The organism is Lysinibacillus sp. FSL K6-0057, from assembly GCF_038630885.1.
Lineage (GTDB): Bacteria > Bacillota > Bacilli > Bacillales_A > Planococcaceae > Lysinibacillus > Lysinibacillus fusiformis_F.
In genome coordinates, this window is record NZ_CP152047.1 from 3,679,272 (window position 1) to 3,693,377 (window position 14,106).

General features: G+C 38.6%; 13 protein-coding genes. 1 reads left to right on the forward strand and 12 read right to left on the reverse strand.

Annotation, left to right across the window (positions count from 1 at the left end; all coding sequences use genetic code 11):
• Positions 1-74: 74 nt before the first annotated feature.
• Positions 75-1,454 carry an FAD-linked oxidase C-terminal domain-containing protein gene (locus MHB40_RS18255; protein WP_342533154.1) on the forward strand — a complete coding sequence of 460 codons (1,380 nt, stop codon included), beginning with the start codon at positions 75-77 and terminating at the stop codon, positions 1,452-1,454.
• A gap of 381 nt (positions 1,455-1,835) precedes the next feature.
• Here MHB40_RS18255 and MHB40_RS18260 read toward each other — a convergent pair whose 3' ends face one another.
• From MHB40_RS18260 to MHB40_RS18315, 12 genes are read right to left on the reverse strand one after another with little or no spacing between them, the layout of a single operon-like run.
• Positions 1,836-2,348, reverse strand: coding sequence for a GNAT family N-acetyltransferase (locus MHB40_RS18260; protein ID WP_342533155.1), 513 nt, complete (start codon positions 2,346-2,348; stop codon positions 1,836-1,838).
• A gap of 46 nt (positions 2,349-2,394) precedes the next feature.
• Positions 2,395-3,102 (reverse strand): amino acid ABC transporter permease, encoded by a 708-nt coding sequence (locus MHB40_RS18265; RefSeq protein ID WP_342533156.1) that lies wholly within the window; start codon positions 3,100-3,102, stop codon positions 2,395-2,397.
• Positions 3,103-3,114: 12 nt separating this feature from the next.
• Positions 3,115-3,819 (reverse strand): amino acid ABC transporter permease, encoded by a 705-nt coding sequence (locus tag MHB40_RS18270; RefSeq protein ID WP_342441181.1) that lies wholly within the window; start codon positions 3,817-3,819, stop codon positions 3,115-3,117.
• 24 nt (positions 3,820-3,843) lie between these two features.
• Positions 3,844-4,668 (reverse strand): transporter substrate-binding domain-containing protein, encoded by an 825-nt coding sequence (locus MHB40_RS18275; protein ID WP_342441182.1) that lies wholly within the window; start codon positions 4,666-4,668, stop codon positions 3,844-3,846.
• A 46-nt stretch (positions 4,669-4,714) separates the two neighbouring features.
• The gene (locus MHB40_RS18280; protein WP_342533157.1) at positions 4,715-5,773 is read right to left on the reverse strand and encodes an LLM class flavin-dependent oxidoreductase; all 1,059 of its coding nucleotides are present in this window, start codon (positions 5,771-5,773) and stop codon (positions 4,715-4,717) included.
• Between the two features lie 11 nt (positions 5,774-5,784).
• The gene (locus tag MHB40_RS18285; protein WP_342533158.1) at positions 5,785-7,446 is read right to left on the reverse strand and encodes an ABC transporter substrate-binding protein; all 1,662 of its coding nucleotides are present in this window, start codon (positions 7,444-7,446) and stop codon (positions 5,785-5,787) included.
• 37 nt (positions 7,447-7,483) lie between these two features.
• On the reverse strand, positions 7,484-9,481 hold the full coding sequence (locus MHB40_RS18290) for a dipeptide ABC transporter ATP-binding protein (RefSeq protein ID WP_342533159.1): 1,998 nt from the start codon (positions 9,479-9,481) through the stop codon (positions 7,484-7,486).
• Between the two features lie 13 nt (positions 9,482-9,494).
• On the reverse strand, positions 9,495-10,382 hold the full coding sequence (locus tag MHB40_RS18295; RefSeq protein WP_342533160.1) for an ABC transporter permease: 888 nt from the start codon (positions 10,380-10,382) through the stop codon (positions 9,495-9,497).
• A 2-nt stretch (positions 10,383-10,384) separates the two neighbouring features.
• Positions 10,385-11,323, reverse strand: a complete 939-nt coding sequence (locus MHB40_RS18300) for an ABC transporter permease (protein WP_342533161.1) — start codon at positions 11,321-11,323, stop codon at positions 10,385-10,387.
• A 27-nt stretch (positions 11,324-11,350) separates the two neighbouring features.
• Entirely contained in the window at positions 11,351-11,626 is a 276-nt protein-coding gene (locus tag MHB40_RS18305) for a glutaredoxin family protein (protein ID WP_205444900.1), read from the reverse strand.
• Positions 11,627-11,639: 13 nt separating this feature from the next.
• Positions 11,640-12,647, reverse strand: a complete 1,008-nt coding sequence (locus tag MHB40_RS18310; RefSeq protein ID WP_342533162.1) for an LLM class flavin-dependent oxidoreductase — start codon at positions 12,645-12,647, stop codon at positions 11,640-11,642.
• Positions 12,648-12,692: 45 nt separating this feature from the next.
• Positions 12,693-14,021, reverse strand: coding sequence for an LLM class flavin-dependent oxidoreductase (locus MHB40_RS18315; RefSeq protein WP_342533163.1), 1,329 nt, complete (start codon positions 14,019-14,021; stop codon positions 12,693-12,695).
• Positions 14,022-14,106 lie beyond the last annotated feature (85 nt).

Below are 14,106 nucleotides of genomic sequence, written 5' to 3' on the forward strand. Positions count from 1 at the left end.
TAATGAACAGTGCATTCCATTTCCAATAAATGCGTGTTAAAGTTTTATTTATCAGAAAATTTGGAGGGATTGGAATGACTGTTGCAGTAGAATTACTTGTCAATCAACTCAAACAGGTTTTATTAGAAGAACAAGTGTCAACAAACGAAACGGTACGACAGCTACACGGGAAGGATGAATCTCATCATATGATGAGCTTACCTGATATCGTTGTCTTTCCCCGTTCCACAGCCGATGTCAGTGCGATCTTAAAAATTGCGCATGCACAACGTGTACCAGTTGTACCATTCGGTGTTGGCTCCAGCCTAGAAGGAAACGCGATTCCCATTGCACATGGTATTTCTATCGATTTCTCTGAAATGAATACTATTTTAGAAGTTCGACCTGACGACCTTCTTGTAAAAGTTCAGCCTGGCGTCACACGCTCTCAATTGAATAAGGAGTTAAAAAAACATGGTTTACAATTCACAGTAGATCCAGGTGCAGATGCAACACTAGGTGGCATGGCTTCGACGAATGCTAGTGGTACGACTGCTGTGCGTTACGGAGTTATGCGTGATCAAGTTCGTGATTTAGAGGTTGTCCTTGCAGACGGCTCTGTCATCCATACGGGCAATTTAGCCGCGAAGTCCTCTTCTGGTTATCATTTAAATGGCCTATTTGTCGGCTCTGAAGGAACACTCGGCTGCTTTACGGAGTTAACGTTAAAAGTTTATGGTATACCTGAATTTGTGACGGCGGGGCGAGCTGTTTTTGACACAGTTAGCGATGCTGTCAGTGCAGTTACCGCCTTATTACAGGCTGGTATTTCAATTGGTCGAGTAGAATTGGTCGATGAAGCCTCTATGAAACAAGCCAATATCTATAACGATACTTCCTATAGCGAAAAACCAACATTATTTTTAGAATTCCACGGAAATGAAGCGGGTATGCACGCAGACATCGCATTTGCTACAGAAATATTTGAGGATTTTAGCTGTCTATCTGTTGAATTTGAACAAGACAATGCTGCTCGTAATAAGCTTTGGGAAGCACGTCATTCTTTGGCCTATGCCTATATTCATGCTTATCCTGGTAAGAAGCTTATGTCAACGGATGTCTGTGTACCAATCTCTGTGCTTGCTGAAACCATTTTATATGCGCGTGAACAGCTTGATCATGTTGGATTAGCAGGCGGGCTTGTTGGCCATGTGGGCGACGGAAATTTCCATGCACTTTTAATGTTAAATCCAAAAGATACCGAGGAGCAGGCAAAAGCGGATCGCTTCAATGAGCAAATCGTCCAATATGCTTTACTTCGAGGCGGCACTTGTACGGGCGAGCATGGTGTTGGCATTGGCAAAATGAAATATCAAGCCACTGAGCACGGTACCTCTTTAGCCGTTATGAAAAGTATAAAAGCAGCACTTGATCCCCATAATATTATGAACCCAGGGAAAATTTTCACTATGTAATCTTGCAAAAAACACGATCTCGTCATGAAGACGAAATCGTGTGTTTTTTTATTAAAGATTGCTAGAACAATTGACACACTCTGTTACGTGGTATTATCTTCCTCTTCAACTTTTATATTTTAATCATACTACACAATATCCCTTAATCCTTCCCTTTGTCATCTTTCGCCATCATTAACATCTGATGCGCTAGATAAAACACATGGTTAGGGGAAAGGATACAAGTAATCTCACTCTGCCTAGCTCATCGTTTTTGTTTTTGAAAATCCAAATGGGGTTCTGGTTCATCTAAAATCAAAACTTCAGGCTCTGAAAAGCGGTTTGGCAATACCGAGTCAATAATCTTTTAAATGAGGTATTTGTACGAAACTTAACTCTTTATTACAAATCATAACGGAAGCCTTTTACTAGCGTATCTCCTTTACGAAAATCCTTAGATTCATCACGTACAAAGCCTAATGATAAATAAAGGTTGATGGCAACCTGCATGATATCGCCCGAATGTAAATATAAAGCTTGATCTTGACGAGCGCGTGCGAAGGCAAAGCTTTCATGTAATAATTTTTTCGCAATGCCTAATCCCCTTCCCTGAGGGTGTACGCCAAGTAAACGTACAATGGTAGAATGTATAATAAGCTCTGGCAAACCATAAGCCTTTTCAGAATCCGTAAATAGCTGAAGCCCTCCTAAAATCTCATTTCCCCGCTTTGCCACTAAAATTGTTTCTGCATCAGGATTGCCTACAGATGCACGAATAGCACTTAAATATGAAGCCCAATCTTCAGGGTTATTGTATTCTTTCTCATACTGTGAATAGCTCTCTACAAGAACCTCTAAATAACGTGCATGGTCTTCCTCTTTCAACTGTTCAATCACTATTTCCACTACTGTCATTGTTTATTCCCCTTTCTTTTTGTCAAACGAATTTACAGGCATTTCGTCAAATGCCTCCCTTATTATAGAAAGTTACTCTTTTTTCAAGGCGATGGGCGAGCCATTCAACAATGGCTGAAACACCCCAATAGATAAGACCGACAGCGATAAATGCCTCCAAAAATTTCAAATTTATAGAAGCTACAATATTTGCCATACCTGTTAATTCTTTCACTGAAAGAAAAAAAGCAAGCGATGTAGCATGTAAAAAGCCTATAAATACATTGGTGAAATTAGGAATAGATTTACTAAATGCCTGAGGTAATATATACCGACGCATTGCCTGTGAAAATGTTAAACCAACTGCATAAGCTGCCTCTAGCTGCCCCTTAGGTACACTTAAAATGCCTGATCGAATGATTTCGGAGGCGTAGGCACCTGCACTCAATGTCAAAGCAAGTAAAACAAAAAATAATATGGGGATAGAGCTTGATTGAATATTTAGCTTTAATGCTTTCGCAAGGACATCCACTATAATAGGTACTCCGAAATAAACGAGCATTATATGCATAATAATAGGTGTACCTCTAAAAAAAGACACATAAAAATTTAATAACGGTGCAAAAAATTTAGTTTGCTGAATTCGAACAAAGGCAACAATGACACCGATGAGAATACCCAGTAAGACAGGTGTAGCTGTCATAAATAATGTTAACGGCAATACCTTACTAATTTCTTTAAAAGCTTCGAAAATAAATGCAAAATCTATGGTCATAACTCTTACCTCCTAGCTAGATACAGCTTCCTTCGGCATATAGCGATTAAGATAGCGCTCATTGCTCTTTAATACCTTTTCTAACAACAGCACAATGACATAATAGACAATAGAGAGTGCTAAATAGATTTCTAGCGCTCTTGTCGTGGAGGCAATAAGCGTCTCTCCTCTCCCGACCATATCCATGACCCCAATTGAAAATGCGAGCGAAGTGTCTTTTAAGGAGCTTATCATTGTGTTCGCTATATTTGGAAAGGCAACACGAAGAGCCTGAGGAAATATAATCCGTACAAACGCCTGCTTACCGTTTAAGCCAACTGAATATGCAGCCTCTATTTGCCCTCGGTCCACCGTTAAAATGGAGGCTCTAAAAATTTCTGCAAATGCAGCAGCATTACTTAAGGTGTAGGTGATAATGACAAAATACATGGCATCCATTCTAGTTACATCAATATGCACAATCTTTAATAATGCGGGTATACCATAAAACACTAGAAATAATTGTACCAATATCGGTGTGCCACGAATAAACGAAATATAGACTGTTATTATTTGCCTCAAAACGTTGATATGGAGCAGCTTCGGTATAGCGATAGCTATACCAAGCAGCATCCCAAAAAGAATAGAAAACACTAAAATTTCAAATGTTACTGGTAAATATTGTAGTAATATTGGAAGTACTTTTGCTATAAGCACGATGTCAAAGTCATTTGCCATACTTCCTTCATCCTCTCTGATTTTTTAAAAGTCTACCGTATAATCATCACCTAGCCACTTTTTACTTAGCTCACTAACAACACCATCCTCCTTCAATTCACGAATAGCATCATCAAGGCGTTGTTGTAGGGTAACCTCATCTTTATTTAATAAGAAATATACTTTTGAATTTAATAATGCGTCTCCCACTACCTTTTGCTGTGCTTCATTGTTTTCGTTATAATACTTCACGGCAAATGGCGTTGTAATAATAGCATCCACACGACCTGTCGCAAGTTGATTATTTACATCCACTGACCCTGATGAATAGACGAGATTAGCACCTAGATCGTGTTCCTTATTGTATTTCTCAATAAAGACTGCTGAATTACTTGTTGGAGAAACACTCACATTTTTTTCTTTTAAATCATCAATTGATTGGATATCATTATTTTTTGCATTAACGGTTACTTTTAATGGAAATACATTATAAGGCTCTTTATTAAATAGAAATTTCTCCTCGCGCTCACTATTGACTTCCATTTGATGGGCAATAAAATCAATTTTTCTTGTTTCTAAACTTAGTAATAAATTTGAGAATTCCATTGTCTTAAATTCAAACTCATATTCTGGTAGCTTCTCATCAATTGCGCGAACAAGCTCCACATCATAACCAGTTAAATTTCCCTTGTCATCTAAGAAGCAGATATTTGGAAATTGTGTACCTGTACCTACAATAATTTTTTGAACATCCTTTCCACTCTGTGCTGTATCATTTTTACTCGTATCTCCTTCAAGCTTTTCAGTGCCTGCACAAGCCGTTAGAAGCAACGTTAATAATAGCAAACTTAAAAATATAATTTTTTTCATATTATCCCTCACTTTTATCATTGTAAACTTAGTTGAATAGTAGTATTTATTGCAGTGTGAATGCTTTGTTTTGGTCCCAAATCGTGCTTGGTAGCTCTTTTTTGAGTACAGGCATGATTTCAGTTGCAAAACGCTCTAATTGTTCACTTTGCTCAGACAATTCAAGCCCTTCCACACTAAGCATCTGGACTTGATGCTTAAAAGCTTGATGATACTTGATGATTTTTTCAATAATTGCATCTGGACTACCAACTAATGCGGAGCCACGCTCAATATGGTCCTCTAGGTTTTTGAATGGCGAATTATTTACCTTGGAGGCTTCAGTGCTCATAAAACCTTCATAATAAGGTCGATACTTCTCAATCGCTTCCTCATTGGTATTAGCAATGTATAAACCTCTCGCACCCGCACCTACAACAGCCTGCTGTGGATCAAAGCCATAATGATCTAAACGTCTACGATAATGATCTATAAGGGCTTGATATTTTTCTAATTCATGAAAGGTATTGGAGGAAAAAATAGGGTCTCCGTTTTTTGCTGCTAGTTCTGTCGATAGTTCACTTGAAGCACTGCCATGCCAAATTCGTATCTGTTGCTGATAAGGTCGAGGCTCAGTCGTTACAGAATCAACTTTCGAACGAAACTTACCTTGCCAGCTTATATTTTCTTCGTTCCATAAGCGTTTTAAAAGCTCATATTTTTCAGCTAAGGCTGCCCATTGATCCTCATCTTTGACATCAAATAAAGGATAGTGTCTAGGGTCATTCCCTTTGCCAATAACGACATCTAATCGTCCTTTTGATAAATGATCCAGCGTTGCATAATCCTCAGCAACTCGTATAGGATCAAGAACGCTCAACACAGTCACGGTTGTTAATAGTCGAATTTTTGAGGTTTTCATCGCTAGTGCACTTAATAACACAGTAGGAGATGAGGATAAAAATGGTGCACCGTGTCTTTCTCCTACGCCGTATCCATCAAACCCTAGATTTTCAGCTAGCACAGCCTGCTCAATTAAATGTGTAAAAACCTCCTGTGTTGTTAATATACGACCAGTTTTTATATTTGGTAGATTATTAATCAAATTACCAACAATAAATTTCATAATCCCTCTCCTTATTGTGTAAGATTAACGTCATAAAATAATGGATAACCAATAGAATCAAATGCTAAATCTTGCACCTGAAGTGAAGTTGCTACTGTATAAGGAAAAACATATATAGGAATAATAGCTACTTCTTCAATAAGCTTATTTTGAATTTGTTTATACAAATTTTCTCGTGTTGCAGCATCCTGCTCAGTCGTTGCCGCCTCTAACCATTGATCTACCTCCGCGTTTTGATACCAAGCTAAATTAATGCCACCTTTATCAGTAGTTTGCTTGGAATGATAAAACAAGCGTAAATCATCAGGATCAATCGCTACACGGCTATTCCCACGTAAATCGTAGGCTGCAGCGTCCGCTAAGACTGATCTTGCCTCACTCGTTGTTTCTATGATGACATCAATACCGACAGCCTTTAATTGCTCTTTTACCATAATGCTAATATCTTGGCGTTTTTCACGATTAACAGCATCATTTAAAATACGCAATGTCAATTTATTGCCATCCTTTTCTCGGATACCATCCTTCCCCTTTTCCCAACCCAGCTCTTCAAATAATTGATTAGACTTTTTCACATCAAACCCATCTTTACCTTCTAAGCTGTCATCATAGCCAAAAGTTGTAGAAGTAAGTGCAGACCAGGCCCTTTTATATGTACCTAGGTACAGGGTGTTCACAATACTCTCAACATCAATTCCAGCCTTTAGTGCTTGGCGTGCTTTTACATCATTCCAAGGAGCCGTTGTATTATTAACAAAGAGTGTATATGGTAAGCCTCCTGTCTCTACCTCCCATAATTTTAACTGACCACTCTTTTCAATCGCTAAAATATCCTGTGGTGGCACCGTTTCTGCCGCCTGTAATTGATTGCTTTGTACACTTCCTACTCGAGTAGCCTCCTCTGGTACAATTTTAAACGTTAGTTTATCCAAATAGGCTGGACCATCGTGTTTAGCAAATGGATAAGCGCCGTTATACTCTTCAAACTTTGCTAAAACAATCCGATCATTTTCAACTTGCTCTACAAATTTAAATGGACCTGTTCCAATAGGATGTAAACCAAATTTATCTCCAGCCTTTTCAGCCGCTTCCTTCGACACAATCGATAAATTAGAATGGGCTAAGATTGTTAAAAATGTTGCAGAGGGTTGCTTTAAAATGAATTTAATCTTATGAGTATCTACAACCTCAACAGACTCAACATCTGACAGATAGGTAGCAGCTGTGAAGGCCTTTGTTTTGACATCAAAAATTCGCTCAATATTATACTTTACGGCAGCTGCATTAAAATCTGTGCCATCATGGAATTTAACCCCTTCACGTAATGAGAATGTGTACTCTTTTTTGTTATCTGATACAGACCACTCCGTAGCCAGCCATGGTTTTATCGTATTATCCTTCTCTTGATAGACCAGTGATTCAAAAATACTTTTAATTACTCGTGTTGCTACTGCCATACCACTTGCATGAGGGTCGAGTGTATCAGGTGCTGTTGATAAAGCGAACGTAAAATCGCCACCCGCTTGCACTGACTGCTCTTTATCCTTGTTTTCTGAATCAGTAGTTTTATTCACACTCACTTCTGTTTTAGAGGTGCTTGATGAACAACCTGCTAGCGCTAATAGAATAACCATTACAGTAATAATCAGACTATATGGTTTCTTATTAAACATAGACATCTTCCTTTTTTTATAAGTCATTGATTTAATTCTAAGCATAATGACATTGAACACTATGGTTTGGCGCTATTTCTACAAAGGCTGGCTCCTCTCGACTACAATGTTCTGTCGCAAAAGGGCAACGTGTTCGAAATGCACAACCAGACGGTGGATTAGCTGGTGATGGAATTTCTCCGTCTAGTGAAATTGGCTCTGTACTATGGGAACGATTTATTTTAGGCATAGCAGCAATAAGGGCTTTTGTATAAGGATGTTTTGGATCTTGGAAAAGCTGCTCACTTGGTGCCATTTCGACGATTTTCCCTAAATACATTACCGCCACCCGATCCGCAACATGACGAACGATATTCAAATCGTGTCCAATAAATAAATAGGTGAGACCTAGCTTTTGCTGTAAATCCTTCAATAAATTAATAATTTGTGCTTGCACGGACACATCTAATGCAGATACTGCTTCATCTGCTAATATAAAACTAGGATTGATCGCAATAGCTCTAGCAATACCAATTCGTTGGCGTTGCCCTCCAGAAAACTCATGTGGATAACGAGAGCTCCACTCTGGATTTAACCCCACTACTTGTAATAATTGCTGTATTCGATCTTCCATTTCATTAGCCGAAATTCCTTTAAGATGGACTTTTAGCGGCTCTGCAATAATCTCCTTAATGGTCCATTTAGGATCGATGGAACCATAAGGATCTTGAAAAATCATTTGCATATGTTTCCTTCTATCTCGCATAGCCGACTTTCTTAAATGCACGATGGATTGACCATTAAATAGAACATCTCCGGCAGTAGGTGTTTCTAGCTGTAATATCGTTCTGCCTAGAGTAGATTTTCCACTGCCAGATTCACCTACTAATCCCACTGTCTCACCTTTAAAAATTTGAAATGAAACGTTGTTCACTGCTTTTATTTTCTTGTTTGCTTGTTTAATTGGATAATATTTGTGTAAAGACTTTATCTCTAGCAATACTTCACGCTCTTGATTTTCCCTGTAGTCTACCTCATCCTCTATAACAGAATTGTTTTCGACGAGCCATTCCGGTTTCTGAATTAGCTCCTTTATATGCCAACAAGCACTTTCCCGTCCTTGAAAATTTCTTAGAGGAGGTCTCTCTTCTCTACATTTTTCAGTGGCGAATGCGCAGCGAGGATGAAAGCGACAGCCAGCTGGCATCTCAGCAAGATTTGGAATTGTACCTTCTATAGAGGGCAGTCTCTTTCGTTTGATATGTTGTTCATTTGGAATGGATTGTAATAAGCCCCTTGTATAAGGATGATAAGGCAGTGAAAATAACTGCCCTATTGATGCTTGCTCCACAATTTCTCCCGCGTACATAACAAAAATTCGATCAGCTAACTGCGAAGCTACACTTAAATCATGTGTAATTAGTAAAATGGACGTGTGATATTCCTCTTTCAGCTCCTTAAGTAGTGCAATAATTTGTGCTTGAACGGTAACATCAAGCGCGGTAGTGGGTTCATCAGCAATAATTAAATCAGGATTACAACTTATAGCCATAGCGATCATGGCTCGTTGCAACATGCCTCCAGACAATTCGTGAGGATATTGTCCCATACGTACGATAGGATCTGATAATCCAACTCTTGTTAATAATTGAATCCCTCGTTCATGTGCTTGCTTTTTGGATAAATTTAAATGCCTTTGCATCATCTCCACCAATTGTTGTCCAATAGTAAACACTGGGTCAAAGGCGATAGAGGGCTCTTGAAAGATCATGGCAATCTTCTTACCTCGTATATTTAACAGCTCACGATTTGAAAGCTTGACAATATCTCTGTTGCCTAATGTAATTTTCCCATTCGTAATCACACCATTTTCATATTCAATTAAACGCATGATTGCTTTCGAGGTGACTGATTTCCCACTCCCAGATTCGCCAACTAAACAAATTGATTCACTAGGTTTTATAGTAAAAAAAATAGTAGATACAGCGTTTAGAACAGCAGATTTAGACTTAAAATCTACTGTTAGCCCTTCCACTGTCAATAAATTATCCATCATAAACACCTCTTCCTTAAGACAAACGCTTTTTAGGATCTAACTTATCACGTAAACTATCCCCCAAAATATTGACGGCTAACACAAAGAGTGCGATTGCTAATCCTGGAAACGTTGAAATCCACCAACCCGCTGCTATATAGTTTCTGCCTTGTGATAATAAAAAACCCCAATCCGGAATTTCTGACACCACACCTAATCCTAAAAAGCTGAGACCCGCACCTGTTAAAATGGCCATTCCTAAACCGTTTGAAGCCATAACTAATAATGGTGAATAAGCATTCGGTAGGACATGCTTTAAGAAAATTACAGGATTACTAATCCCTATCGATTTTGACGCTAGAATGTAAGGACGATTTTTTATACTTAATATTTGGCCTCTCATTACCCGAGCATACGTCGGAATAGCTGATACTGAGATGGCAATGACAAGATTGGTAAAGCTAGAACCTAATACAGCGGCAATAGCAAGCGCTAATAAAACACTTGGGATTGTTTGTATGATTTCAATCAGTCTCATTAATATAATGTCAATAATGCCCTCGATATAGCCAGCTAAAGTTCCAATAAGAGCACCAATGAATCCACCTACAACAACAGCACTTATGCCAAGTAAAAGAGAAGTTTTACTTCCATACACAACTAAACTAAATACATCCCTGCCAAAATAATCAGTCCCAAATAGATGCTTGAATGATGGAGGCTGTAAAATAGCAGTAGGAAACATCTTTGTAGGTGAATACATTGCTACCCAATGTGGGACTATGGCACAAATAATAAAAAAGATAATGATGAGGATAGCAACTGTTAACATCATCTTTTCTAGGTGAAAAATACCTTTACTAAGTCGCTTTAATTTAAGTTTTGAAACAGGTTTCGTTTTAATAGTTTCTAACTTTTGCATCCTTATCCTCCCTTTACTTGCCTACTTCGAATTCGAGGATCAATGATGGAATATGAAATATCAATACATAGATTAATCATTACATACACAATAGCAATAAAAAATACAACACCTTGTATGATTGGTAGATCCTTAGCTGTTATGGCATCTGCCACCATTCTTCCAAGCCCCTGTCTTGCAAATACTGTTTCGATGACCACCGTCCCACCTAAAAAATCACCCAGTAGCACACCAATCATTGTCATTGCAGGTATTAATGCATTTTTAAGGGCATGACGGTATAAAACGATATGCTCTGTCAGTCCTTTTGCTCTAAGCGTCAGTATATAAGGTTCGTTCAAAACCTCTAGCATACTATTCCGAACTACTCTAACAATAAACCCTGCACCTAGAAGACCTAATGTAATAGCAGGCAAAATAACAGAACGCCAACCATCTGAGCCCAACGCAGGAAACCAGCCTAACGAAATGGAGAAAATTAAAATTAGTAAAATTCCCGACCAAAATGTAGGCATGGAAATCCCAAAGAGTCCAACTAAACGTGCAATATAATCAATTACCGTGTTGCGATGAACAGCGGCTAACACTCCAAGTGTAATACCTACAATGACGGCAATAAGTAGACTTGCAACTGTTAGAACAACAGTTGCAGGTAATTGTGTCCATATTTTTTCTATCACAAATTCACCATCAATGGCTGATTGCCCAAAATCACCATGCATTAAATCTACTAAATAATTAGAGAATTGTTTTGTAAATGGTAAATCCAAACCTAATTCTTTACGTAAATTTTCTGCTACCTCAGTACTTGCAGCATTTTCAGCTAGTAATGTATCAACGATATCAGTGGGTAAAAAATAATTGATTGAAAAAACTGAAAAAAGGGCACCTAGTAGTACAAATAGTGCTACTAAGCCACGATTAACAATTAATTTTATCATTTATACACCCCATTTCTATAGTGCGTTTTACGACTGTATTTTTTCTCCAGCTAGTGCTGCCTTTAAATGCTCAAGACCAAGTTCTGTAACCGCTTGATAGATACCATCTTCGCTTGAACCAATTTCTACAACAGGTACATAACGAATTCCATATTTTGTATCTAAAATGTCACGGAAAGCATCATTATGCGTTACATCCACTGTTTTATAAGGTATACCCTCTTCTTGTAAATACGTTTTCACCTCATTACAGTAACTACAGCCTTGTTTCGACCAAACGATTACATCTTTATTTAGTGTCATTACGTTTTCCTCCTCAGCTTACCGCTTCTTTTTGCTGTAAATGTACTGGACCCAATAACTCAAAAGATCGCTCACGTTCAAAATCCTTTAAGATAGGCGTATGCAAAATGAATTCGTCTACTTGGTATTGCTCATGGTAGTCATCTAAAATGGCTTTAATTTCTTCTGATGTACCGTATAAAATATCGGCCTCATACTGCTCCACCGTATATTCCTCTCCAGATTCCTGACCAAATTTCTCCGCTAGCTCTACTGATTGTAATGTCAGGCTTCTGCCACTTGCTAAATGCACCTTTGTAATTTTTTGATCTCCAATTAGCTCTTTCGCTTCCTCTTTGCTTGGAGCAGCAAGTGCAGCAATGGAAATCGCAAAATGACCATTTGGCTGGTGACTGCGATAGGTTGTAGCCGCTTGTGCCAAAACATTATTATCACTATTAATGAATCGAGCAAAGACAAATGCAATGCCGAGTTTTCCTGCAAGAGCAGCACTTTCTGGGCTAGCACCAAGTAAAAATAATGTTGGCTTTTTCTTTGGAATCGGCGTTGCTTGTATGCCATATAATTCGTGCTCTTTTGGTATGGATTGCTCAATTAATTGCTGTAAAAATGTTAATCTTTCTTCAAAATCTTCTCCATTATTGAGCGTGCCATACTGGAGAGCCTTTGTAGAAAGGGGTAAGCCTCCAGGTGCTTTTCCAATCCCCAAATCTATTCGCCCTGGCTCCAAAGATGCTAGAACATGGAAATTTTCCGCTACTTTATAGGGGCTATAATGCTGTAGCATAACCCCACCTGATCCAATATTGATTGTTTTTGTTTTAGCTAGTAAATAAGACACTAATACCTCAGGAGATGTCCCTGCTAATGAATCTGTATTATGATGCTCCGATACCCAAAATCGTGAATAGCCTAACTGCTCAGCTCGCTGCGCCAATGCCACCGTTTTTTGTAATGTTTGTTCATTGGTTGCTCCTTCAATGATAGGGCTTTGATCTAATATGCCTAATGTATAACTCATACAATACCTCCTAATTTCTTTTATTCGAATAAATTTACTAAGTTTTTAGACAGATTGTTTGACATAGCGACTTTCTTTGAAGGGTAAACCTAAATTCCCGCGCAAAGTATCTGCCTCATAATCTTTACGATAAAGCCCTCTTGCTTGTAAAATTGGCACTACTTTATCAACAAAATCTTCAAGAGCACCAGGTACTGTCACACCAATGATAAAACCATCTGCTGCTTCCTTTTCAAACCATTCCTGTACAAGATCCGCTACTTGCTCAGCTGTCCCAAAAAATGCTGTTTTTGGTGTAGCCTCGCGTAAAGCAACTTGACGTAATGTAAGTCTCTCTTGCTTAGCATATCGTTTAATATAATCTGTTGTACTTCTAAAGCTGTTGGCCCCAATATCACCTAGTTCAGGAAACGGTGCATCCACATCATACTGAGTAAAATCATGATGGTCGAAGTAACGCCCAAGATAAGCAAGAGCACGGTCTATGGAAACTAACTCGACGATTTCTTGATATTTCGCCTCTGCTTCCTCCACTGTATCGCCAATAATCGGCGAAATTCCTGGGAATATCTTCACTTCATCTGAGTTTCTTCCAAATGCCGCCACTTCTGTCTTTACTCTTGTGTAAAATTTTTGTGCCTCTTCAATGGATGCACCATGTGTAAAAATAGCATCTGCATCCTTGGCAGCCAATCGAATACCTGCATCAGACGACCCAGCCTGGAATATAACGGGCTGACCTTGCTTTGTTCGACCAATATTGAGTGGACCCTGGACGGAAAAATGTGGCCCTTTATGATGTAATGTGTGTAATTTTTCTGGATCAAAAAATTGATCATTGTCGACATCTGCAATAAACGCATCATCATCCCACGAGTCCCATAGGCCCTTGACAACCTCTAAATATTCTTCTGCAATTTGATAACGCTCTGCATGGCTAGGATGCTGATCGATTGTTTTATTGTAGTTCAAAGCAGTACTTTCTAATGGTGTGGTTACAACATTCCATCCTGCACGCCCAGCACTAATATGATCTAATGAAGCAAATTGTCGTGCTACTGTAAATGGTTCGCTATAGGAAGTTGAAACGGTGCCAACTAACCCAATGTTCTTCGTCGCTACAGCTAAAGCTGATAAAATCGTAATAGGCTCGAAACGATTTAAAAAATGAGGAATGGATTTTTCATTAATAAATAAACCATCCGCAATAAACGCTACATCAAATTTTCCCTGCTCTGCCTTCTGAGCCTGTTGAATATAGAAAGGTAAGCTTACACTTTGATTGCTCGCCACCTTTGGATGACGCCAACCTGAAATATTTCCCCCTACCCCATGAATAATTGCTCCAAATCGAATTTTATCCTGTCTAGCCATGTCAATTCCTCCTCAATCTTATTTTACTAAACATAGTGGTTAAGTATGTTTTGTTGGATTGAGAATGATATTACCGTTCCTTCAG

Coding starts and splice junctions, on each gene's coding strand:
- MHB40_RS18275 (WP_342441182.1), bottom strand. CDS start 4,668: ATGAAAAAAATTATATTTTTAAGTTTGCTATTATTAACGTTGCTTCTA.
- MHB40_RS18265 (WP_342533156.1), bottom strand. CDS start 3,102: ATGACCATAGATTTTGCATTTATTTTCGAAGCTTTTAAAGAAATTAGT.
- MHB40_RS18305 (WP_205444900.1), bottom strand. CDS start 11,626: ATGACACTAAATAAAGATGTAATCGTTTGGTCGAAACAAGGCTGTAGT.
- MHB40_RS18255 (WP_342533154.1), top strand. CDS start 75: ATGACTGTTGCAGTAGAATTACTTGTCAATCAACTCAAACAGGTTTTA.
- MHB40_RS18270 (WP_342441181.1), bottom strand. CDS start 3,819: ATGGCAAATGACTTTGACATCGTGCTTATAGCAAAAGTACTTCCAATA.
- MHB40_RS18260 (WP_342533155.1), bottom strand. CDS start 2,348: ATGACAGTAGTGGAAATAGTGATTGAACAGTTGAAAGAGGAAGACCAT.
- MHB40_RS18285 (WP_342533158.1), bottom strand. CDS start 7,446: ATGTTTAATAAGAAACCATATAGTCTGATTATTACTGTAATGGTTATT.
- MHB40_RS18290 (WP_342533159.1), bottom strand. CDS start 9,481: ATGATGGATAATTTATTGACAGTGGAAGGGCTAACAGTAGATTTTAAG.
- MHB40_RS18295 (WP_342533160.1), bottom strand. CDS start 10,382: ATGCAAAAGTTAGAAACTATTAAAACGAAACCTGTTTCAAAACTTAAA.
- MHB40_RS18310 (WP_342533162.1), bottom strand. CDS start 12,647: ATGAGTTATACATTAGGCATATTAGATCAAAGCCCTATCATTGAAGGA.
- MHB40_RS18315 (WP_342533163.1), bottom strand. CDS start 14,021: ATGGCTAGACAGGATAAAATTCGATTTGGAGCAATTATTCATGGGGTA.
- MHB40_RS18280 (WP_342533157.1), bottom strand. CDS start 5,773: ATGAAATTTATTGTTGGTAATTTGATTAATAATCTACCAAATATAAAA.
- MHB40_RS18300 (WP_342533161.1), bottom strand. CDS start 11,323: ATGATAAAATTAATTGTTAATCGTGGCTTAGTAGCACTATTTGTACTA.